Annotated in this window: 20 protein-coding genes; 18 read left to right on the forward strand and 2 right to left on the reverse strand. The window is 50.7% G+C overall.

The window, feature by feature from the left end:
• Positions 1-21: 21 nt before the first annotated feature.
• From fabV to ABNT34_RS08175, 12 genes are all read left to right on the forward strand, one after another.
• Positions 22-1,212: an enoyl-ACP reductase FabV gene (gene fabV / locus ABNT34_RS08120; RefSeq protein ID WP_348730476.1), complete on the forward strand. Its 1,191-nt coding sequence runs from the start codon at positions 22-24 to the stop codon at positions 1,210-1,212.
• Positions 1,213-1,560: 348 nt separating this feature from the next.
• On the forward strand, positions 1,561-2,901 hold the full coding sequence (locus ABNT34_RS08125) for a Na(+)-translocating NADH-quinone reductase subunit A (RefSeq protein ID WP_348730478.1): 1,341 nt from the start codon (positions 1,561-1,563) through the stop codon (positions 2,899-2,901).
• Between the two features lies 1 nt (position 2,902).
• A complete protein-coding gene (locus ABNT34_RS08130; RefSeq protein ID WP_348730480.1) occupies positions 2,903-4,108 on the forward strand; it encodes an NADH:ubiquinone reductase (Na(+)-transporting) subunit B in 1,206 nt (401 codons plus the stop codon).
• Positions 4,101-4,889 (forward strand): Na(+)-translocating NADH-quinone reductase subunit C, encoded by a 789-nt coding sequence (locus ABNT34_RS08135; RefSeq protein ID WP_348730482.1) that lies wholly within the window; start codon positions 4,101-4,103, stop codon positions 4,887-4,889. Before ABNT34_RS08130 ends, ABNT34_RS08135 begins: the two co-directional genes overlap by 8 nt.
• Positions 4,882-5,511 carry an NADH:ubiquinone reductase (Na(+)-transporting) subunit D gene (locus ABNT34_RS08140; RefSeq protein WP_348730484.1) on the forward strand — a complete coding sequence of 210 codons (630 nt, stop codon included), beginning with the start codon at positions 4,882-4,884 and terminating at the stop codon, positions 5,509-5,511. The genes ABNT34_RS08135 and ABNT34_RS08140 overlap by 8 nt, the downstream gene beginning before the upstream one ends.
• 10 nt (positions 5,512-5,521) lie before the next feature.
• Entirely contained in the window at positions 5,522-6,130 is a 609-nt protein-coding gene (nqrE, locus tag ABNT34_RS08145) for an NADH:ubiquinone reductase (Na(+)-transporting) subunit E (RefSeq protein ID WP_348730486.1), read from the forward strand.
• A 25-nt stretch (positions 6,131-6,155) separates the two neighbouring features.
• The gene (gene nqrF, locus ABNT34_RS08150) at positions 6,156-7,388 is read left to right on the forward strand and encodes an NADH:ubiquinone reductase (Na(+)-transporting) subunit F (RefSeq protein WP_348730488.1); all 1,233 of its coding nucleotides are present in this window, start codon (positions 6,156-6,158) and stop codon (positions 7,386-7,388) included.
• Positions 7,389-7,591: 203 nt separating this feature from the next.
• Entirely contained in the window at positions 7,592-7,804 is a 213-nt protein-coding gene (gene nqrM, locus ABNT34_RS08155) for a (Na+)-NQR maturation NqrM (RefSeq protein WP_031567696.1), read from the forward strand.
• A gap of 36 nt (positions 7,805-7,840) precedes the next feature.
• Positions 7,841-9,379 (forward strand): leucyl aminopeptidase family protein, encoded by a 1,539-nt coding sequence (locus ABNT34_RS08160; protein WP_348730490.1) that lies wholly within the window; start codon positions 7,841-7,843, stop codon positions 9,377-9,379.
• Between the two features lie 163 nt (positions 9,380-9,542).
• Positions 9,543-12,161, forward strand: coding sequence for an ATP-binding protein (locus ABNT34_RS08165; protein WP_348730492.1), 2,619 nt, complete (start codon positions 9,543-9,545; stop codon positions 12,159-12,161).
• A gap of 10 nt (positions 12,162-12,171) precedes the next feature.
• Complete coding sequence (locus tag ABNT34_RS08170; protein ID WP_348730494.1) at positions 12,172-12,585, forward strand: HIT domain-containing protein; 414 nt, start codon at positions 12,172-12,174, stop codon at positions 12,583-12,585.
• A gap of 10 nt (positions 12,586-12,595) precedes the next feature.
• On the forward strand, positions 12,596-13,435 hold the full coding sequence (locus ABNT34_RS08175) for an HDOD domain-containing protein (RefSeq protein WP_348730496.1): 840 nt from the start codon (positions 12,596-12,598) through the stop codon (positions 13,433-13,435).
• Positions 13,436-13,500: 65 nt separating this feature from the next.
• On the opposite strand, the gene ABNT34_RS08180 is transcribed toward ABNT34_RS08175, so the two are convergent.
• Positions 13,501-14,406: a recombination-associated protein RdgC gene (locus tag ABNT34_RS08180; RefSeq protein ID WP_348730498.1), complete on the reverse strand. Its 906-nt coding sequence runs from the start codon at positions 14,404-14,406 to the stop codon at positions 13,501-13,503.
• 104 nt (positions 14,407-14,510) lie between these two features.
• Entirely contained in the window at positions 14,511-16,253 is a 1,743-nt protein-coding gene (locus tag ABNT34_RS08185; RefSeq protein ID WP_348730500.1) for an ATP-binding protein, read from the reverse strand.
• A 330-nt stretch (positions 16,254-16,583) separates the two neighbouring features.
• Here ABNT34_RS08185 and ABNT34_RS08190 point away from each other — a divergent pair, with 330 nt between their 5' ends.
• The 6 genes from ABNT34_RS08190 to thrC all read left to right on the forward strand — a co-directional run bounded on the left by ABNT34_RS08190 (position 16,584) and on the right by thrC (position 23,470).
• The gene (locus ABNT34_RS08190) at positions 16,584-16,949 is read left to right on the forward strand and encodes a response regulator (RefSeq protein ID WP_348730502.1); all 366 of its coding nucleotides are present in this window, start codon (positions 16,584-16,586) and stop codon (positions 16,947-16,949) included.
• Positions 16,946-17,560, forward strand: a complete 615-nt coding sequence (locus tag ABNT34_RS08195) for a hypothetical protein (RefSeq protein WP_031567715.1) — start codon at positions 16,946-16,948, stop codon at positions 17,558-17,560. Before ABNT34_RS08190 ends, ABNT34_RS08195 begins: the two co-directional genes overlap by 4 nt.
• Positions 17,560-18,531, forward strand: a complete 972-nt coding sequence (locus tag ABNT34_RS08200; protein WP_348730504.1) for a diguanylate cyclase — start codon at positions 17,560-17,562, stop codon at positions 18,529-18,531. Before ABNT34_RS08195 ends, ABNT34_RS08200 begins: the two co-directional genes overlap by 1 nt.
• A 202-nt stretch (positions 18,532-18,733) precedes the next feature.
• Positions 18,734-21,193, forward strand: coding sequence for a bifunctional aspartate kinase/homoserine dehydrogenase I (thrA, locus tag ABNT34_RS08205; protein ID WP_348730505.1), 2,460 nt, complete (start codon positions 18,734-18,736; stop codon positions 21,191-21,193).
• Positions 21,194-21,195: 2 nt separating this feature from the next.
• Complete coding sequence (gene thrB / locus ABNT34_RS08210; RefSeq protein WP_348730507.1) at positions 21,196-22,128, forward strand: homoserine kinase; 933 nt, start codon at positions 21,196-21,198, stop codon at positions 22,126-22,128.
• 55 nt (positions 22,129-22,183) lie between these two features.
• Positions 22,184-23,470 (forward strand): threonine synthase, encoded by a 1,287-nt coding sequence (gene thrC, locus ABNT34_RS08215; RefSeq protein ID WP_348730508.1) that lies wholly within the window; start codon positions 22,184-22,186, stop codon positions 23,468-23,470.
• The last annotated feature ends 3 nt before the right edge of the window (positions 23,471-23,473 follow it).

Below are 23,473 nucleotides of genomic sequence, written 5' to 3' on the forward strand. Positions count from 1 at the left end.
TCATCACACAGGTTATTTTTTATGGTTATTCAACCGAAAATCCGTGGTTTTATCTGTACCAATGCGCATCCGGTCGGCTGTGCTGAGCATGTCCGTGAACAAATTGCCTATGTCAAACAACATGGCCAGGTCGAAAATGGACCGAAAAATGTATTAGTGATTGGTGCATCGACTGGTTATGGCCTGGCGTCTCGTATCACTGCCGCTTTTGGCTCCGGCGCGAAAACCTTGGGTATCTTTTTCGAAAAAGAAGCGACTGAAGGTAAAACCGGTTCGGCCGGTTGGTACAACACTGCAGCTTTTGAAGCTGCAGCGAATGCCGAAGGTTTATGGAATAAACACCTGAACGGTGACGCTTTCACCGATGAGCTGAAATCACAGGCGATTTCGCTGATCCGCGCTGAAATGGGCAAGATTGACCTGGTGGTGTACAGTCTGGCGGCACCGCGTCGCAAAGACCCGGTCAGCGGCGAAATTTACAGCTCGGTGTTAAAACCTATCGGTCAGTCTTACACCGCTAAAAATTTAAACACCAGCAAACGCGAAATTGAAGAAGTTTCAGTAGAGCCGGCCAACGACGATGAGATTTTTAATACAGTCAAAGTCATGGGTGGTGAAGACTGGGAACGCTGGTTAGATCAGCTGCACGCTGCCGGTGTGCTGGCTGAAAACGTGCAAACAGTTGCTTACACCTACATCGGTAAGGAACTGACCTGGCCAATTTATGGTAAAGCGACCATCGGCCGGGCGAAGGAAGATCTGGATCGTGCGGCGACAGCTATCACGACTAAACTGGCAGGGCAGGGTGGTCACGCTTATGTTGCCTCGTTAAAAGCACTGGTCACGCAGGCTAGCTCTGCGATCCCAATCATGCCGCTGTATATCTCTTTGTTGTATCGGGTGATGAAAGCTGAAGGCACGCACGAGGGCTGTATTGAGCAAATTTACGGCCTGTTCCGGCAATGTCTGTACAACCCGTCACGCGTATTGGATGAAGCCGGCCGTTTACGAATGGATGGCAAAGAACTGGCGGACCACATTCAGGCCGAAGTGACAGCTCTGTGGCAGCAGGTTGAAACCGCAAACATCGATGAGCTGACAGATTACAAGGGGTACCACCAGGAGTTTCTGCGCTTGTTTGGCTTTGGCTACAGCCATGTTGATTACGACGCCGATGTTTCTCCGATGGTGACGCTGGCAAATTTAGCTTAAGATAATAAAGCCGCCTGTTGGGCGGCTTTTGTTTGAACGTTGGACGAAGAGGACAGGACGGGGTATTTCAGGCAACAACGGAAAATGCCGCTGAATTTCAGCGAATTTGCGCAGATTTTGCGCAATAGATTCAAAGTTGACTACACTTGCCGACAGTCGCTGTCCTGGCTGCATAAAAGTGTTATTTATCATAGCTGGTCTGTGGGTTTAGTGCTAAAATCCGCCGCTGTGTACGTGTATCTGTTGAAATCCGGTTAAAAATCAGCCAGCTTTCGCCAGGTGCGCTGCGAGGCGAGCAGCCGTAAAAACCAGGCCCTGTTTCTTCCCGTTAAAGTAGTGCAAGTACGTATGATTAAAATTAAAAAAGGATTGGACATTCCCCTGTCGGGCAGTCCTAAACAAGTGATCCATGACGGTCCTGCCGTCAAATCGGTCGCGTTACTGGGTGAAGAGTATGTCGGTATGCGTCCTACAATGCTGGTTGAGGTTGGGGACAAAGTAAAAAAAGGTCAGGGTCTTTTTGAAGACAAAAAGAATCCCGGCGTGAAATTTACTGCCGCTATCTCGGGAACCGTTACTGCGATTAACCGTGGTGCCAAACGTGTGTTGCAATCTTTAGTGATTGAAGCAGACGGTTCAGCTGACGCGGTGCAATTCCCCAAATTTTCTGCTGATGCCCTGAACGGCCTTGACGCTGGTGCAGTGAAACAGCAACTGCTGGATTCCGGTCTGTGGACAGCGTTCCGCACCCGCCCATTCAGCACCATTCCGGCTATTGACAGTGAGCCCCGCGCTATTTTTGTCACTGCCATCGACACCAACCCATTAGCAGCAGACCCGGCTGTGGTTATTGCAGCTGCAGCTGCTGATTTCCAGCATGGTCTGACAGTACTGAGCAAACTGACCACAAATAAAGTGTATGTTTGTAAAGCAGCTGGCGCCAATGTGCCGACAGCGGGTCAGGTTCAGGTTGAAGAATTTGCCGGTCCGCATCCGGCGGGTCTGCCTGGTACTCATATCCACTTCCTCGAGCCGGTATCGCTGACCAAAGTGGTTTGGCACATTAACTACCAGGATGTCATTGCCATCGGCAAATTATTCACCAATGGTGAATATCATGCTGAGCGTGTCGTTTCTCTGGCTGGTCCTGTCGTTAAAAATCCTCGTTTAATCAAGACTGTACTGGGTGCTTCTATCGCAGAGCTGGTGCAGGGTGAGCTGCAGGACGGTAGCAACCGTATTATCTCAGGCTCAGTGCTCGCAGGCAGAACAGCTGTTGGCGTCCATGCTTATCTGGGGCGTTTCCATAACCAGATTTCTGTGTTGGCGGAAGGGTTTGAAAAAGAATTCCTTGGCTGGCTCTCGCCAGGCGCAAGTAAGTTCTCAGTGACCCGTGCCTACCTGTCGCACTTAAGCCCGAAACGTCTGTTTAATATGACCACAACGACCAACGGTTCAGATCGCGCAATGGTGCCAATCGGCAACTACGAGCGTGTGATGCCGCTGGATATCCTGCCAACATTATTGCTGCGGGATTTACTGGTCGGCGATTCAGACGGCGCGGTAACCTTGGGTTGTTTAGAACTGGATGAAGAAGATTTAGCGCTTTGTACCTTTGTCTGCCCTGGTAAGTATGACTACGGCGTGGCACTGCGAAATGCGCTGACGACCATCCAGAAGGAAGGCTAAGATGAGTTTGAAGCATTATTTAGAGAGTCTGGAGCCGCATTTCGAAAAAGGCGGCAAACACGAAAAGTGGTACGCATTGTACGAAGCAGTCGCCACTATTCTGTATACCCCTGGTAAAGTCACTAAATCAGCGACTCATGTTCGTGACAGTATCGACCTGAAACGCATCATGATTTTTGTCTGGTTAATGCTGTTCCCGGCAATGTTCTTCGGTATGTTTAACGTTGGCCATCAAGCTGCTATCGTGCTGTCAGAAACGGTTAAGTTACCGGATACCTGGCAGGTTGCCTTGTTCCATGCCTTTGGCGGTGAACTGACACCTGATTCAGGCTGGGGCGCGAAGATGTGGTACGGTGCCTGTTGGTTCCTGCCAATTTACGCCACGGTATTTATCGTTGGTGGTTTCTGGGAAGTATTGTTCGCTTCGGTGCGTAAGCACGAAATCAACGAAGGTTTCTTCGTATCTTCTATCCTGTTTGCGCTGATCCTGCCGGCCACTATTCCACTGTGGCAAGCCGCATTGGGTATTTCCTTTGGTATTGTCGTAGCAAAAGAAGTATTCGGCGGTACAGGCCGTAACTTCCTGAACCCGGCATTAGCTGGCCGTGCTTTCCTGTTCTTCGCTTATCCTGCACAAATTTCCGGCGATAAAGTCTGGACTGTTGCTGACGGTTACGCCGGCGCGACCTGGCTGTCAAAAGCCGCGAATGGTGAAGTGACGGACTGGTCTGTCAATCAACAATGGTGGGATGCTTTCTATGGTTTCATCCCGGGTTCTATCGGTGAAACTTCAACACTGGCACTGATGATTGGTGGTTTAGCACTGATTTATCTGCGTATTGCATCCTGGCGCATCGTCAGTGGTGTGCTGATTGGCACTATTGTATTTGCAACCATGTTCAACCTGATTGGTTCAGAAACTAACTCTATGTTCGCGATGCCTTGGTACTGGCACGTGGTATTAGGTGGTTTTGCCATTGGCCTGTTTTTCATGGCGACAGACCCGGTATCTGCTTCATTCACCGACACCGGTAAGTGGGCATACGGGATTCTGATTGGGTTTATGGTGGTAATGATTCGTGTGGTGAACCCTGCTTATCCGGAAGGCATGATGCTGGCAATTCTGTTCGCCAACCTGTTTGCGCCTTTGTTTGACTATATGGTCGCGCAATCAAACATTAAGCGGAGGCTGGCTCGTAATGTCTAATAATAACGAAAGCATCGGCAAAACGTTTTTTGTCGTGATTGGTCTGTGTCTGATTTGTGCGATATTTGTCGCTGCATCAGCTGTGGGCTTACGGCCAAAACAAGCCGAAAACAAGTTGCTGGATGCGCAGAAAAATATTCTGATTGCGACCGGTATGCTCAATGGTGAAGACATCAAAGCACAGTTTGAAAAACACGTGCAGGTACGTTTGGTGGATCTGGACACTGGTGAATTTGTTGATCAGGACCCGCTGACTTACGACTACCGCAAGATGATGAAAGACCCGGCTGGCAGTAACACGCTGGATGAAAAAGATGACCCGGCAAAGATTAAAAGCCGCGCGAAAGTTGCACCGGTCTATCTGGCCTATGTTGATGGCGTTGAGTCTAAGAATGTGTCTTATGTAGTGCTGCCGATCCATGGCTACGGCCTGTGGTCAACCATGCATGGTTTCCTTGCATTGGACAAAGACGGTAACACAATCAAAGGCCTGAACTACTATGAGCACGGCGAGACTCCGGGCTTGGGTGGTGAAATTCAAAACCCGAAATGGGTTGCTCAGTTCGTTGGTAAGAAATTACTGGACGAATCAGGTCACCCGGCTATCAAGATCCTGAAACCAGGTAATGCAAACCCAGCGGCTGCTTCTGAAGTCGATGGATTATCTGGTGCCACACTGACCAGTAACGGTGTGCAAAATACCTTTACTTTCTGGTCCGGTGCTAAAGGTTTCGCCCCATTCCTGACTAAAGTCCGTCAAGGAGCATTAAACAATGGCTAGTGCAAAAGAAATGAAATCACTGGTTTTTGGACCAGTGTTTGCTAACAACCCTATCGCTCTGCAGGTTCTGGGTATTTGCTCTGCGTTAGCAGTGACAACTAAACTGGATAAAGCACTGGTCATGGGTGTCGCGCTGATGCTGGTAACAGCGTTTTCCAGTATGTTTATCTCGATGATCCGTAACCACATTCCTTCCAGTGTGCGGATTATCGTGCAAATGACCATTATTGCGTCTCTGGTTATCGTGGTTGACCAAATCCTGAAAGCTTATGCTTATAACGTGGCAAAAGAGCTGTCAGTGTTCGTTGGTTTGATCATCACCAACTGTATCGTGATGGGCCGTGCTGAAGCCTACGCCATGAAGAGCCCGCCGCTGATGTCGTTCCTGGACGGTATCGGTAATGGTCTGGGTTATACAGTGTTGCTGGTTATCGTGGCAACAATCCGTGAGATCTTTGGTTCAGGAACTATTCTAGGTCATGAAGTACTGCCTCTGGTCAGTGCGGGCGGCTGGTATGTTCCAAATGGTCTTCTGTTAATGCCACCAAGTGCATTCTTCATCATTGGCCTGTTAATTTGGGCCCTGCGGACCTGGCGTCCAGAGCAGCAAGAACAGCACTAAGGAGTAGCAAATGGAACATTATTTAAGTTTGTTTGTGCGTGCTGTTTTCGTTGAAAACATGGCGCTGTCGTTTTTCCTAGGGATGTGTACTTTTATTGCTATCTCTAAACAGGTCAAAACGGCGTTTAGTTTAGGTGTTGCAGTAACTGTGGTTCTGGCCCTGTCAGTGCCATTAAACAACATCGTGTTTAAACAGTTTCTGGCTCCTGGCGCCTTAGCCTGGGCTGGTTTTCCTGATACCGACCTGAGCTTTTTGGGCTTTATTGCCTATATCGGTGTAATTGCCGGTTTAGTACAGGTACTGGAAATGTTCCTGGATAAATACGTGCCGGCGCTGTACAACGCTCTGGGTATTTTCCTGCCACTGATCACAGTAAACTGCGCGATTTTTGGTGCTGTTGCTTTCATGGTTGAACGTGACTACACCCTGGCTGAAAGTACAGTGTTTGGTCTGGGTAGTGGCATCGGCTGGACTATGGCTATCACAGTCATGGCCGCAGTCAGTGAAAAACTGAAATACGCCGATGTGCCGCTGGCTTTACGTGGTCTGGGTTCACGCTTCTTTATGGTGGGTCTGATGAGTCTGGGTTTCCTGTCGTTCTCAGGCGTCTCCCTGTAACCATCAGTAGTAGAAGGAAAAAACAATGCAATATACTGAGATTTATCTTGGTGTTGGTATGTTCACCCTGCTGGTTGTCGCGCTGGTCGTCATGATTTTAGTGGCCAAGGCGAAACTGGTTTCTGCGGGTGAAGTCACCATCAACATCAATGGCGATGCCAGCAAAGCGCTGAAAGTCAGTGCTGGTGGCAAACTGCTCAGCGTACTGGCAGATCGGGGTATCTTCCTGTCATCAGCCTGTGGTGGTGGTGGTTCATGTGGTCAATGCCGGGTGCATGTTCACTCAGGTGGTGGTGATGTGCTGCCGGTCGAATTTGGTCACCTGACCAAAGGCGAGCGTCGTGAAGGCTGCCGTCTGGCTTGTCAGGTCAGTGTAAAAACTGACATGGACATCGAAGTGGAGCCAGAGATCTTTGGTATCAAAAAGTGGGCTTGTTCTGTTATTTCGAATGACAACAAGGCGACATTTATCAAAGAACTGAAACTGCAGATCCCGGATGGCGAATCAGTACCATTCCGTGCCGGTGGTTACATTCAGATTGAAGCACCTGCACACCATGTGAAATATGCCGATTACGATATTCCTGCGGAATACCGTGGTGACTGGGAACGCTTTAAGTTCTTCACACTGGAGTCTAAAGTGGATGAGCCGACTATTCGTGCTTATTCTATGGCGAACTATCCGGAAGAAGAAGGCATCATCATGTTGAACGTGCGGATCGCAACCCCGCCGCCGAACAACCTGACGCTGCCATGCGGTAAAATGTCATCATACATCTGGAGCCTGAAGGCCGGTGATAAAGTGACGATTTCTGGTCCATTTGGTGAATTCTTCGCGAAAGACACTGATGCAGAGATGGTGTTTATCGGTGGTGGTGCTGGTATGGCGCCAATGCGTTCACACATTTTTGACCAGCTGCGCCGGTTAAAATCCAAACGGAAAATCAGCTTCTGGTATGGTGCCCGTTCTAAGCGCGAAATGTTCTATGTTGAAGACTTCGACATGCTGCAGGCTGAGAACGAAAACTTCCAGTGGCACGTGGCCTTGTCAGATCCGCAACCGGAAGACAACTGGACTGGTTACACAGGTTTTATTCACAATGTTATTTTTGAAAACTACCTGAAAAACCATAAAGCGCCGGAAGATTGCGAATTCTACATGTGTGGTCCGCCGATGATGAACAAAGCGGTTATCAACATGCTGAAAGACTTAGGTGTGGAAGACGACAATATCTTATTGGACGACTTCGGTGGTTAATCACTGACAGCATTAAAAGACCAACCTTCGGGTTGGTTTTTTTATGCCTGCGTTTCCTGTTACCGACCGATACTGCAATGATACTGATGGTGGTTCGGCGGGAAAGCATAGTCGCTGGCCTGATTTGGCGTTAAAATAGCGCTCCCGCGGCGTCAGTGATCTGCCAGCCACTAATTTTTTATTCAATGCGTAGAGAGGTTGTCATGGAAGTATTTCTGTTGACGTTTGCAGTGTTGTTAATTGTCGTGTTGGCTATGGCTGTTGGTTACATTGTGCAACGCAAAACTATCGCCGGCAGCTGCGGCGGTCTGGATGCGCTGGGCATTGAAAAAGCCTGTGATTGTGAAAATCCGTGCGAAAAACGCCAGGAGCGGATGCGCAAAGAAAAACTCTGGCAAGAAAATAAAATCATCTGATCTCTGGCAGCCCGGCTGCCTGTTAAGGATATACAAATGGCATACCCTACACCCGTTGCAGTGCCATCCCTCCAATCCGCCGCCCCGGCTGACTGGGATGCACTGATTTGTATCGCAGAAAATTTCCAGCAGTTACCTGATGCTGCTTTGACTGATTTCGTCAGGTCTCAGCAGCAGATCGATCAGCGGATCGGTCGTGAGACGGTCACTATTATTTGTGCCAGCGCACCTGGCCAGCGCCTGATTCTGGCCCCGACCGGCCCTTTATTACGTGATTTTGATGATGTGCGTTGTATCGCTGATGTCGCCAAAATTGCGATTTCGCAGGCGAAAGCGGCAGGTGCGGTGCGACCTCTGCTGTGGCTGCAAACACCCACAGATCCGCGGTATAGCGAAGCATTAGCTGTCGCATACCTGGCCGCTGCCCAGGCGCTGTGGCAGCCACTCGAAGGCCGTGAGGCTCGCGGAGAGCAACAAGTTGAGCCAGTGTCACACATTGGTTTGCTTGGTCTTTCTTCGGAGCAAGCTCATTTCCTAGACGCCACTGAAGCGGGACGCCGGCTGGCGCGTGATTTGTGTGGTACAGAGCCAGAGCGGATGGCGCCGCTGCGTTTCGCGGACTATTGCGTCGATGCTTTTGCCCATACTGACGTCAAGGTTAAAGTGGAAACCAACACTGAGCAGTTGCTGGCCGACTACCCGTTGTTGATGGCTGTTGCCCGTAGCTCATTAGCTGTGGCCCGGCATAAACCGGCCGTGATCCGGCTGGAATACAATCCACCGGGCCCTGTCAGCAAAACGTTATTGCTGGCTGGTAAAGGTCTGGTCTATGACACCGGTGGTGCCGATCTGAAAATCAACGGCGGCATGGCGGGTATGAGCCGTGACAAAGGCGGCGCCGCTGCAGTAGCCGGTTTTATGAAGACGGTGGCGATGTTAAAACCAGCCGGCTTAAAGGTGGTCGCGGAAATCGGCGCTGTACGTAACAGTATCGGTTCTGACGCTTTTGTCGCCGACGAAATCATCACCAGTCATGCCGGTGTGCGGGTTCGTATCGGTAATACCGATGCCGAAGGTCGTCTGGTGCTGGCCGATTTAATGTCGCACTTACGCCTACAGGCTAAAGATGCTGTTAACCCGACTTTGTTCTCGATTGCTACCCTGACTGGTCACGCAGCCCGAGCTGTTGGTCCTTACACGGCCTTAGTCGAAAATGGTGCAGCGCGCAAAGCCGGTGTGTCGGCAAAGATCGCTCAGGCTGGTGAAGTTTGGGGGGACCCGTCCGAGTTATCCTCGAGCCGGCGTGAGGATTTCGCTTTTATCAAAGCCCGCAGCTGTGCCGACGATGTGCTGAGTTGTAATAACGCACCATCTTCAGTGACTGCGCGTGGTCATCAGTTCCCGATGGCATTTTTAGTGGTTGCCGCGGGTCTGGAGCAAAATTCAGCTTTGTCTGATGGTTTAGCTTATGTCCACATCGATATCGCCGGCAGTGGGGTCGATGGCGGTGACTGGCAACATGGTAAACCTTCGGCGGCACCAGTGGCGAGTCTGGCTGCGGCTTATCTGCGTTAATCCCGGCAGGCTGCAGCAGAGGTATACACTGCTGCAGCCTGATTGTGCTGACTGAAATTGGTTGTCGGCTGCTTGTTGTCTGTTTATGCTGTAGCGAATATCTGCGACAGGTTCGAGTCAGGTTAATGGACGAATGAGACTCCGCGAAACCCTTGTTATCTATATGTTTCCTTTAATGGTTTTGCCAACCTTAGCCTTTGGCTATCTGGCATTCCGTTACAGCGAGTCGTCGTTTGTGCAGCAAGCCTTTATTAAGGTGGCGCAGCATCTGGAAATCCAGCAGGAAAAACTCAGCAGTTATCTGAATAATCATCAGATGCACCTGCAGCATTTGAGCCGCAGTGAAAGCACTTTGGCTTTTCTCGATACTAAGACGGCTGACCTGCCACGGCTGAAAAATCAATTCCGGCAATATCAGAAAGCTAATCCTGACGTTGAGCAAATTAAATTATTGCGGCTTAACGGCGAACTGATGTTTCAGTTGCCACAGCAAAATGGCGTTGACCCTGCGGGCAGCCGGTTTCGCGCTGACTATTTCACCGCACTGCAAGGCATGATCGAGGATTCAGGAATTTTCATCAGCCGGGAATCTGAACAACAAAAACTGCACGTCATTCTGGCGCAAAAAATTTATCAGTTGGCGAACAATAGCAGCGAAATTGATCGGCTCTGGGGCTACCTGGTGGTGAATCTGAACGTGGATTTGCTGGACGAAATTGTCCAAAACCGCCTGTTACCATCCAATGTGAATTTGATTGTCAGTGCCGGCGGGACAATCGCTTATGCCGATAAAGCCAGTTTAATCGGTAGTGCGCTGGCGCCAACCAACTTCTCTCAAGTACAGCAATCAGTCGGCTCTGAACATCTGCAGTCGATTGTGTTGCTCGGTAAACCGATGCAGGTGCTTGGCGCTGCATTACCTGGCAGCTTTATGCTGGTCAGTGCGGTTGATGAAACTGAACTGATGGATGTTTCTGAGTTTTTGCCGGTGCTGTTATTTCTGGCCAGCATCTTATTTGCGGTTGGCCTGCCGTTGTTATGCTATTGGTTGCTGGTCCACTATATTTTTGAGCCAATCAAAGTGCTGACTGAGGCAAAAACTGCTGTGGGACGGGGTGACCTGAGTACACTGCTGACGGTGAAAAAGCAGGACGAACTTGGTGATATGTTCGCCGCATTTAACGTGATGGTCCGTCAGCTTCGCGTTTACCGCGAGCGTGAGCGGGCTTATAAGCAGCAGCTTGAAGAGAAAGTACAGAAAAGGACACAGGATCTGGCGCGGGCAAACAGCAATCTGGCCAGCGCGAACCAGCAGCTGATTTTGGCACGTGAATCCGCTGAACAAGCCAACAGGCTCAAAAGCGTATTCCTCGCCAATATGAGCCATGAGATCCGCACGCCGCTGACGGCCATCATCGGTTTTAGTGAACAAGCGCTGGTCGAACAGGATCAGGAACAAATGAATGATTACCTGAAACGCGTCCTGCGAAGTGGCGATCATTTATTAAATCTGATCAATGACATCTTAGATCTGTCGAAAATCGAAGCCGATAAACTGGAATTGTCTTACGCCCAGTTTAATTTCCTGCAGGTGATTGACGATATTTACCAGCAAACCCGCAATCAGGCGCAGGCCAAGGCGCTCGATTGTGTGCTGGAGCTGAATTACCCCTTGCCGGCTTATCTGCGCACTGATGAACTGCGTTTTCGGCAGGTGCTGTTAAATCTGACCAGCAATGCGCTGAAGTTCACACAGCGCGGCAAAGTGGTGATCCAGGTCAGTTACCAGTCAGGCGAAGAATTGCTGGTCATCCGGATTAAAGATACCGGGATTGGCATGAGTGCTGAGGAACTGACCAAGTTGTTCCAGCCCTTTGTTCAGGCCGACGCTACCGTAACCCGTAATTTTGGCGGAACCGGCTTGGGTCTGGTGATTTCGAAGAAATTGATGCAGCAGATGAACGGCGATATCAGGGCCGAAAGCGTAAAAGGGCTTGGTAGCTGCTTTGAAATTCAAATGCATTGCGACACCCAACAAATCAGTCTGGTTGACCATTTTGAACCGGTGGCGAATCCGGAGCAAATCCAGCCGGAATCTGATTGCCAGCCGCAACTCCGTATTCTGGTGGCCGAAGATAATACCGATAACCAGTTGCTGGTCGCTGTATTGCTGCGCAAAATTAACGCCGAATTCACTATGGTGGCGAATGGTCATCAGGCAGTGCAAAAGCTGCTGCTTGAAGACTTTGATTTGGTGTTTATGGATATGCAGATGCCGGAGATGGGAGGCGAAGAAGCGACCCGACTGATCCGCCATGCCGGTATTGATGTACCTATTATTGCGCTTACCGCAAACGTGATGCGGGAAGACCACCAGCGTTATCTGGAAGCGGGTTGTCAGGCCTTGTTGGGCAAGCCGATTGTACAACACGATTTTTACGCGATGATCCGTCAATACACGCGGAAAGATCGTCAGCTTGAAGACGAGTTGGCATTAAAACTTGAACAGGATCCGGCCATTATTGCGTTGAAACAGGACTTCGCCCAGCGGCTGCCGGCACAGTTGCAGCAGCTCGTCCAGTTACATCTGGAACAGAATCTGGCTGCGTTGCAGTATGAAGCCCATAGCCTGAAAGGCTGTGCCGGTAGTATGGGGTTTCCGGAAATTACCCAGTTGGCGGCTGAACTCGAGTTGTCGGCGAAATCCAAGGATGCTTTTGCCTGTCAGCTGATTATCCAGCGGATGCAGCAACATACCGGCCAGACAGCGGCCGTCGTTTAAGAGTCAAACTATGCAAGACAGTTTTCAGTTACACCCACAGTTAGCGGCCGATTCGGTGTTTTTGGCCGATTGGCCTTTATGTCAGCTCAGGCTGATCAATGACCAGCAATATCCGTGGTTTATCTTAGTACCAAGACGTGACAGTGCACGGGATGTCATTGATTTAACTGAGACTGAGCAGCAGCAGTTATGGGCAGAAAGCCGGGCGCTGAGTCTTTATCTGCGTAAGGATTATCAGCCTGACAAGTTGAATCTGGCGGCACTTGGTAACATGGTGCCTCAGTTGCATTTGCACCATATCGCCCGGTTTGTAAAGGATCCGAGCTGGCCTGCCCCTGTCTGGGGGAAATACCCTGCCAAGGCTTATTCCGCGTTACAATTAACCGAGATCCAGCAACGCTGGTCTGCACGTTCACCGGTTTAAAGGAGTGTCTATGTCGGCGGATAATGCTTTATTGACGTTGTTGATGGAAAAACTACGCAACAATTTATTGGTGTTGCCGACTTTGCCTGAGATTGCGGTCCGTGTCCGTCAGGCGGCCGAAGATCCGGATATTAACCTTCATGCTATGGCGGAAGTGATTGCGCGCGATCCGGCGCTGTCTGCCCGTATGCTGAAAGTCGCCAATAGCGCATTTCTGGGTCGTAGTATTAAGGTCAATACCTTAAATCAGGCGGTGACGCGGATTGGCCTGTTTCAGGTGAAAAATATTGCAACGGCGATGGCTTTAGAACAGCTTTTTGTCAGCCAGCATCCACAGGTGCTGGAGCAAATGAGTGAATTGTGGCGCGACACTATCGAAATTACCTGTATCGCGATGGCGTGCCTGAAGTTTTATCAGCAAAACCATAAGCATGTGCCGCTGAACCTCGATACATTGACGCTCGCCGCTCTGGTGTATCAGATTGGCGCTTTACCGATTTTAACTGAGGCTGAAAAGTATCCGGCTGTGTTTGCCGAGCCGACTTATCTGCGGCATGCGATCCGCGATCTGTCGGCCAGTATTGGCGTCGTGATCTTACAAAGCTGGGGTTTTGCTGACATTTTTATCAAAGTGACACAGGATTGGGCGGGGTTGCAAACCGCTGATGCCGTCTGTTATACCGATTTTGTCCGGCTGGCGGCGATTGCGCGGCAACAGTTTCCACGGCGCAGTAATGAACCACAGTTACTGGAGTATTATTTAGCGCAGGGGTTGATCCCTAAGGTGAATTTTATGCAGGACCCGCAGATAGCGCAGAACTATCAGGACGCCAAGACCATGTTTATGTAGGCGCCGTACTTTGGTTCTGCTGCCAGACAACTAAACCGGGGAGAATAATTCGCCCCGGCTTGTTTTCAGGCTTTGACCAGCGGCTGGACCTGGTCTTTGATAACCTGCAGCACCTGCGCCAGTTCGTTTGCCATAACCAACAAATCAGCGTCAAGGCGCAGGATTAAGTCTTCCCAGCCCAGTTCATCGTTTTTGTTTGCCAGCAGTTCTTCAAACTGCAACTTTTTGATGCTGCCATCTTCACAAACCATCAGGCTCAGCAGCTCTGGCTGCACCAGCTCTAATTTGGTCACCAGCTTGTCTTCGAGATGACTTTGTACTTCATCAGTAGTCAACAGGTGGTTACTGAAACGTACTTTGGCACCTTCTTCATCCGGCGCTTTCAGCTCAGCGTCATGACCAAGGCTGAAGCCTGCCGGTAACGCCTGATTGCTGAGCCATTGCTGCATCGACTGACTCAGCTGATTGCTGTCAATCCATGGCACTGCCGGTAAAGATCCAAGCGCCTTACGCAGCAGTGCCAGTAAATCTTCCGCCCGGCTGGCAGAACTGGTGTTAACGATAAACCAGTTGTTTTTCGCATCGTAGATCGCCTGCGTCACAGTCGAACGGCTAAATGCCCGTGGCAACAGTGTTTGGACCAGCTCCTCTTTCAGCGCCTGTTTTTCTTTGCGTCCTAATGGCCGGCCTTTTTCCGCTTCCAGCGCGTCGATTTTAGGCTGCAATTCTTCGTTAATGACGGCGGCAGGCAGCACTTTTTCCTGACGTTTTAATGCGAAGACAAACAAATGCTCCAGCTGGTGGGCATAAGATTTGATGCTCGGGTGCAGTGGAAAGGTAAAACCAAGTTTCAGCGCATCCTGGCCCATGCAGGGGGTAAATTTATGCTCAGCCAGTGCGGCATCCAGTTTGTCGATATTGAGGTTTAACGGTTCAGTAATTTGATACGCACGCAGGTTTTTAAACCACATAGTCAGCAGAGTCCGCAATTCAGAAAAGGGGCTCAGTATAACCGGAAAGGTGAAGGCGACAACCCGGCGACGTCAGAAAGCAACGTCGCCGGTTGGATGATTGCTCAACGTTTCAGCACTTTGGGGAAACGAATATGGTAGGCCAGACCCTGACCAGGCTCACTGCGCACCTGAATACTACCACCGAGCGTCTGCCGGACCAGGTTATAGGTGATATGTGTGCCAAGGCCGCTGCCGCCTTGGTCCCGCTTGGTGGTGAAAAACGGATGGAACAGTTTTTCCAGTTGCTCTGCCGTCAGGCCTTTCCCATTATCACTGTAATTGATATCAACAATGTTGCCTTCGTCGATGACGGTGATGTTGATATTGCCTTCTTCCATGTCTTCAAAACCGTGGATTAACGAATTCATCAGCAGATTGGTGAAAATCTGCGAAATAGCGCCAGCAGGGCAACTTAACACCAAATTCTCCGGGCAGTTCACTTCGATATAGTGCTTAGTTTTTTTGAAATGTGGTTGCAATGAACGGATAATTTCGTTCAGATATTCCTGCAACTGAATAGTGCGGATTGCTTCGCTGGTTTGGTCTACTGCGATTTGTTTAAAGCTGGCAATCAGTTCAGAAGCGCGCACCAGATTGGTGTTTAACAGCTCAGTGCCTTGTTTGGCTTCTTCAATAAAATGTTCCAAGGCTTTGGGCGACAGGCTTTTTTCCTGATAAGCATGTTCTAATGCAGCGAGTTTTTCCGCCAGAAAGCTGGTGGCTGTGACGCCAATACCCACAGGTGTATTGACCTCATGGGTAATACCGGCGACTAAACCACCTAAGGCGGCCATTTTTTCGGATTGCACCAGCCGGTCCTGCGCCTGACGTAAATCATTAACCAGTTTTTCCAGTTCGCTTTGTTTATTGCGCAGGGCGTCTTCGGTATGACGGCGGCGCTCTATTTCTTCCCGCAGTGCCTGCTGTTTCACTTCCAACTCTTGTTTTTGCTGTTGCAGGTCCATCATGGCCTGACTGAGGCCTGAGGTTTTACGGGCTACTTCCTGTTCCAGAATGAGATTGTGCTGGTCGAGTTTTTCATTACTCTGCAAAAGTTGTTTTTGTGTGCTTTCAAGCTGACCTTTGTAATCCTGTACCCGGGCGATCAGGCGGTTAAAAGCATCGGCCATCACGGCCAGTTCGTTGGTGTCGCCATGCTGAATTTCGACTTTGGTTCCTTCGAGATTGTCGAGTTCAAGCTCCTCAATCTGTTGGGTCAGCTCAGCCAGTGGCAAGGTCAGTTGTTTGCGAAATGCGATCAAAAACAGAATGATCAGGAAGGTCGTTTTTAACACGGCATTGCCGATCAGAAAGTAGATGCCCACTTTAATCCGGTCCAGCACTATAGTCCGGCTGGAAAACAGCGTGACATCGCCGACCTGGGTAGCGCGGCCGGAGAATTCAAAAATCAGTGGGAAGGTGTATCCAAACAAACCGCTTTGTTGTTCGGTCAGACGCACACCTTCTTTGACCAGCTGATTGCTGTAGCGCTCGCTGATATCGACATACTGACCAAGCTGGGTGATCACAGCGCCGCTGTCATCGCGCACTATGATGCCTTCAATCGACGGGATGGCTAACAGACCGTCGGCAATAATCAGCGCTTGCTGGGTGTTGAGTTCCCAAATCGCCCGGGTTAGCGAACCTGAGATGGTCTGTTGCAGGGTGGCGAGTTCGCCGTTGATATGGTTTTTGGTGTTAAAGTATTCGGCGACGATTTGGCCGAGGGTCACGACAAAGGTCAGGATGAAATACACTGACAATACTTTGGTCAGCAGCTTACGCGAAAGGCTTTTTTGTTGCATCTGACATCCTGTGAATTCTGAATGCGCCGCCAGTAGAGCTCTGGAGCTGCCAGCCAATGCTATAAAATTAGCTAAAAAAAACAATAATTAAAATACTTTACTACATTATTTGGCCACTGTGTGTGACGCAATAAATGGATCAGAGACCAGCATCGCAATGCGGCTGCCAAACTATAGCCCAAATCTGACTCTGCGGAGTCCGTGGCAGGTTAGTAAAACTGCTGCTGCATTTTGCAATAGCCTGCGCACGGATGTTGCAATCAAAGGGGCAAGTGGTTATATTTTGCCCGTAACTTCAAATAATTATTAGAAATACAGAGGCAGTTCTGCATGGCTTTGCCAGTCCTGATTTGTGACGATTCAATTTTAGCCCGTAAGCAAGTCCGAAAAAGTCTCCCGGAATCTTTCGATGCGGAATTTCAGACAGCAGGCAATGGTATGGAAGCGCTGGCCGTGTTGCGCAGTCAGGAAATTGGCTTGGTGTTTCTTGATTTAACCATGCCGGAATTAGATGGTGTCGGTGTACTTGAAGCGATTAAGGCCGAAGGCATCGACTGTTTTGTTATTGTCATTTCTGCCGACATCCAGCCGGAAATGCAAAAGCGGGTGATGGAGCTCGGTGCTTTAGCTTTTGTGCAAAAACCGGTGAATGAAGATAAAATCATTGGCGTGCTGAAACAGTATGGTTTCATATGAATAATCTCGGCTTCAGTGAAGAGCAGCGTGACTGCCTGCAGGAAATCATCAACGTCGCTATGGGCCTTGCCAGCGACAAACTGGCGCGTTTCCTCAATACCTTTGTCCATCTGCAGGTGCCGTCTATCGCGTTAGTCGGCGCAATGCATATCCCGGAAGAATTCGAAAACCGTTATCAGGATGCTGAAGCTGCATTAGTCAGTCAGGGTTTTTTTGGTAATGAAGGCGTGCGTGGTGAAGCCATAGTGCTTTATCAAATGGAAAACGCGCACAAAATTTCGGCTTTGCTCGGTTATGAAGCCGGCGATGTCTCAGAAATTGAGATGTTGACTGACATCAGTTCTATTTTGACCACCACTTTCTTAAACGGTTTAGCCGACCAGATTGAAAACAGTTTGTCATATTCTGCGCCCAGAATACTGTCGTCGCGCCACGGCAATGTTGCCGATGTGCTGAAAAATACTTCGTTTCACTGGGAGCATGCACTAAAAGTGGATATCAGTTATCAGCTTATCGATCACTCCTTTAACTGCGATATGATTTTGCTGATCCCGGGTGAAGCGGTCAGTAATATCAAAAACATTCTGGATCGGATCCTGGAAGCCTATTGATGTTTCAGGAGATGCTCTGCAATCCGGTTCTTGCTGCACTCAATAGCGGCGTCATTGTTATTGATGATGAATACAACATCCGTTATCTGAACGCCTTCATTGAACGGCATGGCAATCTGCAACTGAGCGAAGTGGCGGGGAAGTCATTGTTCAGTGTGTTTGCCGATTTACCGGAAGCCTGGCTCAAACGCAAACTGATGAGTGTGCTGGATTTAAATTCGCCGGCGTTCAGCAGCTGGGAGCAGCGCCAATACATATTCAAGCTGCCGCATTTACGGCCTATCACCAGCAGCAGCCAGTACATGGCGCAAAACTGTACTATGCTGCCGCTCGCCACAGCACAACATGAACAACCACTGATTTGTATTCTGATTGAAGATGCCACCGATGCCTTTGTTTATCAGCAGCATTTAAGCCGCACGCTGATTGAACTGGAAAAAGCCAACCGGCAGGACGGCTTGACCAAAGTGCAGAACCGCCGTTATTGGGAAGAGCAGCTGAAGCAGGAAATCCACCGCGCTCAGCGTTATCAGCATTCACTCAGCCTGATTTTGTTTGACCTGGATAAATTTAAAGATCTGAATGACAAATACGGCCATTTGGGCGGTGATTTTGTGTTGGTCGAGCTGGCGTCGTTTATCGGCAGCCTGCTGCGAGATTCCGATTTACTCGGCCGTTATGGCGGCGAAGAGTTTGGCATTATTTTGCCTGATACGGGTCTGGAAGGGGCTGCAGAGGTTGCCGAGCGGATCTGCCGGGCTGTGGCGGAATATTCGATGCTGTTTAACCAGCAGACTATCCGGGCGACGCTCAGTATGGGCGTGGCCGAATTTCAGCCGAAACAACATTTCTTGCATGACGATTTAATTCGTTGCGCAGACATGGCATTATACAACGCGAAAAGAACCGGCCGGAACCGGGTATGTTGTTATCAGGCCGGCGAAACGGACTATCAGAAAAAGGCGAACTGAAATTAATCTAAACATTTAGATTGACAGACGTCTAAAACAATGCGCATATAAGACGCATGAAATATACCAAAAATATCAATACAACCACCACGATTATTACCACCAGCCCTGCGGGGTAGGAGGTCGGCGGCGTATTGTCTTGAGAAAAGGCCCGTGACCTCAACAGTCACGGGCCTTTTGCGTTTTATCTGAGGAGCAAAAAATGCGGGTGCTTAAGTTTGGGGGTTCGTCGTTAGCGTCTGTGGCGCGGTTTCTGGAAGTTGCGGCTATTGTGCGGTCGCAACCACAAACCGAGCCGGTTGGACTGGTTTTATCTGCGCCGCATGGGGTGACCAATTTATTGGTGGAACTGACGGACCTGGCCTTTCTGGGCACCGGTTATCAGGATGCGTTAAATGGCTGGCGGCAACGGCTGCAGAAAATGTTGGCTGATGCGGCAGCCGTGCTCGACAGTGCTGCTCAACAACGACTGCAGTCGGTCGTTGCTGCACAAGATGCGACACTGAGCAACCGGTTGCAAGGGGTTGAATTACTGCATTATTGCCCGGACCATATCAAGGCGCAGTTGCTGGGGCTTGGTGAGCAATTCAGTGTCGCGCTGATGACCGAATTACTGCTGGCGCAGCAGGTGAAAGCTGTCCTGCTCGATTCGGTGCAATGCGTGAAAAGCCAAGGCGATTATCTGAACGCGGTGGCGGATGTGCCTGCGTCAGAAATTGCGCTGGGCGTAGCAGTGAAAAAACAGCCGGCGCAGGTTTATGTGCTGGCCGGTTTTGTCTCCAGCAATGCACAAGGCGAGCTCTGCCTGTTGGGCCGCAATGGCTCTGACTATTCAGCCGCTATTGTCGCCGCCGCGCTGCGCGCATCAGTCTGTGAGATTTGGACCGATGTAGATGGCGTTTATAGCGCAGATCCGCGCCAGGTCAAAAATGCCAAGCTGATTGACCACTTATCTTACGACGAGGCGATGGAATTATCTTATTTCGGCGCCAAAGTGCTGCACCCGAAAACCATTGGGCCGCTGGCGCGTTATCAAATCCCTTGTTACATCAAAAACACCTTAAACCCGCAGGCGCCGGGCAGCTGTATCGACAATCACAACAGCGGCGACAGCCTGGTCAAAGGTATTTCCAGCCTGGAACACCTGGCGCTCATCACAGTATCCGGCCCTGGTCTCAAAGGCGTAGTGGGCATGGCGTCGCGCATTTTTGCCACTATGGCGCGCGAGCAGGTGTCGGTGAATTTAATCACCCAGTCCTCCAGTGAGTTCAGCATCAGTTTCTGTGTGGCACAGCTCGACTTAACCGCCGCCAAACGCGCGCTCGAAGCTGAATTTGAGCTGGAGCTGCAGGGCAAATTGCTGCGTCCACTGGCAATTCAGACCGACATGGCGATTGTCAGTTTAGTCGGCGACGGTATGCGCCAGCACCGCGGTGTGGCGGCGAAGTTTTTCGCGTCCTTATCGCAAGCCCGCGTTAACGTCGTGGCGATTGCGCAGGATTCCAGCGAACGCTCAATCTCTGCAGTCGTCGAGCAACAAAGTTGCCAGAATGCGGTGAAAGTTTGCCATGAGAACTTCTTCAGCCATGTGCCCAGTATCGACGTGTTCCTGGTCGGTTGTGGCGTGGTGGGTAGTGAATTATTAGCGCAGTTCCAGCGCCAGCAGCAGTTCCTGCAGGGCCGGAACGTGCGTTTAAGCGTGTACGGCATCGCCAACTCGCGCCAGTTATTGTTAAACGGTCAGGGCATTGATTTGACAGGATGGCAGGGTGCTATGGCTTCAGCCTCAGCCCAGTTCTCGCTGGCGGTACTCGATAAATTTGTGCAGGAACATCATTTAACCAACCCGGTGTTGATTGACTGCACCAGCTCAGAAGCTATTGCGGCGCAGTACAGCCAGTTCCTCGCGGCCGGTTTCCATGTCGTGACGCCGAACAAAAAGGCTAATACCACAAGCCTGGATTATTACCGTGAATTGCGTCAGGTTGCGCAGCGTCACCGCCGTCGTTTCCTGTATGAAACCACTGTCGGTGCTGGTTTGCCGGTGATTGATACGCTGCAGGGCCTGTTAAACGCCGGTGATGAGCTGGTCGCTTTTGAAGGCATTTTGTCGGGTAGCTTAAGTTATCTGTTTGGTGAACTGGAAAAAGGCCTGCCGCTGTCGGAAGTGACCGCCAAAGCCAAAGCAATGGGCTTTACCGAGCCAGACCCACGTGACGATTTATCTGGCATGGATGTGGCGCGTAAGCTGCTCATCATGGCGCGTGAAGCCGGTCTCGAGCTGGATTTAGCCGATGTCACAGTTGAAGGTGTGTTGCCGGCTGATTTTGCGCCAGGCACTGATGTGGCGACTTTTATGGCCAAGTTGCCAGAGCTGGACGCCTGGTACGCCGACAAAGTAGCGGCGGCGCAAGCTGGCGGCAAAGTGCTGCGTTTTATCGGCGAAATCGCCGACGGTCAGTGTAAAGTCGCAGTCAAAGCCTTAGATTTGGACCATCCGCTGGCGAAGGTCAAAGACGGTGAAAACGCGCTGGCGATCCATACCCGCTATTATCAGCCGATCCCATTTGTACTGCGTGGTTATGGCGCAGGTGCTGCGGTGACAGCGGCCGGTGTGTTTGGCGATGTGATGCGCACACTCGGCTGGCAGCAGGAGGTTTGAGCATGAAGTCGTATTTTGCGCCGGCTTCCACCGGGAATTTTTCGGTTGGTTTTGATTTACTCGGCGCAGCCTTTGAAGCCATCGACGGCACTTTGCTCGGCGATGAGTTACAAATTCTCGGCGAAGCCGAAACCATGTCGCTGGAGCTGGCGGGCCGTTATGTTCATCAGTTACCCGGCGACAGCAACGATAATCTGGTGCTGACCAGCTTTTACGCTTTTGAGCTGAAGGTTGGCCGCACATTACCTCGGCTGAAACTAAGGCTGGTGAAGCATCTGCCGGTTGGTAGTGGCCTGGGCTCCAGTGCTTGTTCCATCGTGGTGGCTTGTTATGCCTTCAACGACTACTTCGGCCATCCGCTCAGCGAACGCGAATTGCTGGAACTGACCGCCGTCTGTGAGGGCGGCGTCAGTGGCGGTGTGCATTATGACAACGTCGCGCCATCGTTACATGGTGGCTTGCAGCTGATGTTGCCGGAAAGCCCGTTGTTGTATCGTAAGCTGCCGTGGTTTGCCAATTGGCAAGTGGTGCTGAGTTATCCGGGCACAGTGCTGTCGACTAAAGCGGCGCGGGCGGTGTTACCGCAGCAGCTGACACTCAAACACAGTATTCAGTTCGCCGGCACTGTGGCGCGTTTTGTCGCTGCTTTATATAGCGACGATGAAGTCGAGGCTTTTGCGGCACTCAAAGATGTCGTGGCAGAACCAGCACGTACACCATTAATTCCGGAGTTGCCGGCGATTCGCGCCGCGCTGATGGCAGAGGGCATAGGCCATGTCGGCATTTCCGGTGCAGGCCCCACTTTGTTTGCGCTTTGCAGCACACCAGCGCAGGCGGAATTCGCCCGTGCTTATCTGGCGGCGCATTACGAGAAAAATGCCGATGCGATGACGCACATTTGCCGGCTTTCAACCACAGGGGCGCGCGCCTTGTAAGTTGTTATTTGAACAATAAATTCAATGATTTAAGAGCAATGCTCCAGGAACTATTATGTTGTTAAGAAATATCAAAGTGCCGGCTCAGCAGGTCAGTTTTTTAGATGCGGTGCGTATCGGCCTCGGTGATCAACAAGGTTTATTTTTTCCGGCCAGCTGGCCGAAAGTAGATGTCGACGCCTTGCTGGCGATGCCTTTTGCCAAACGCAGCGCGCATCTGTTACATGCGCTGATTGGTGATGAGTTGCCACTGGCGGAGCTTGAGCAAATGCTTGGCGAGGCCTTTTATTTCCCGGCACCGGTCGCAGCGGTCACTGAAGACATTGGTTGTCTGGAACTGTTCCATGGCCCGACACTCGCCTTTAAAGACTTCGGTGGCCGTTTTATGGCGCGGGCATTACTCGCTGCGCAACAACGTTCCAATGTCAGCCGCACAACTATTGTGACTGCCACTTCCGGCGATACTGGTGCTGCAGTGGCCCATGCGTTTTATCGTCAACCGGGTGTCCAAGTGGTGATCCTGTTCCCGAAAGGCAAAATCTCAGTGCTGCAGGAAAAACTGTTCACCACCCTTGGCGACAATATCCACACGCTGGCGGTCGATGGTGATTTTGACCAATGTCAGGCCTTAGTCAAAGAAGTGTTTAATGACCGCGATTTAGTCAGCCGCCTTAATATCAACTCGGCTAACTCGATTAATATCAGCCGCTTGTTTGCTCAGGTTTGTTATTACTTTGAAGCCGTTGCGCAGTTAACCCCAGCCCAGCGCGAACAGCTGGTGATCTCAGTGCCAAGTGGTAATTTCGGTAACCTGACAGCAGGCCTGATCGCCAAAGTGCTGGGCTTACCGATTAAACGCATGATTGCTGCCACCAACGCCAACGACACAGTGCCGCGTTATTGGCAAAGCGGGCAGTGGCAGGTCAATAAAACCGTTGCCACTTTATCTAACGCGATGGATGTCAGCGCACCGAACAACTGGCCGCGGGTCGAAGATTTGCTGGCGCAAGGCGTGATCCACAGATCTGCGCTGTCGACGCAAGTGGTGGATGAAGAAGATACGCAGCTGGGTGTGCGTCAGCTGTCGCAACTGGGATATCTGTCTGAACCGCATGCGGCTGTGGCCTATCGCGCGTTAAAACGTGAATTACAGCCGGGCGAATATGGTTTATTCCTCGGCACTGCGCATCCGGCCAAGTTTAAAGAGTCGGTGGAAAACATCCTTGGCAATCCGATTGCGTTACCGCCAGCTTTAGCGGCTGTGGCGGGGGAAACAAGTTTAGCGGGCGATTTGGCCGCTGATTTTGTAGAATTGCGCAAAGTGTTGCTCAGTCTGGAGTAAAAA

The sequence above is a fragment of the Rheinheimera texasensis genome, assembly GCF_964031785.1.
In the GTDB taxonomy this organism is placed as follows: domain Bacteria; phylum Pseudomonadota; class Gammaproteobacteria; order Enterobacterales; family Alteromonadaceae; genus Pararheinheimera; species Pararheinheimera texasensis_A.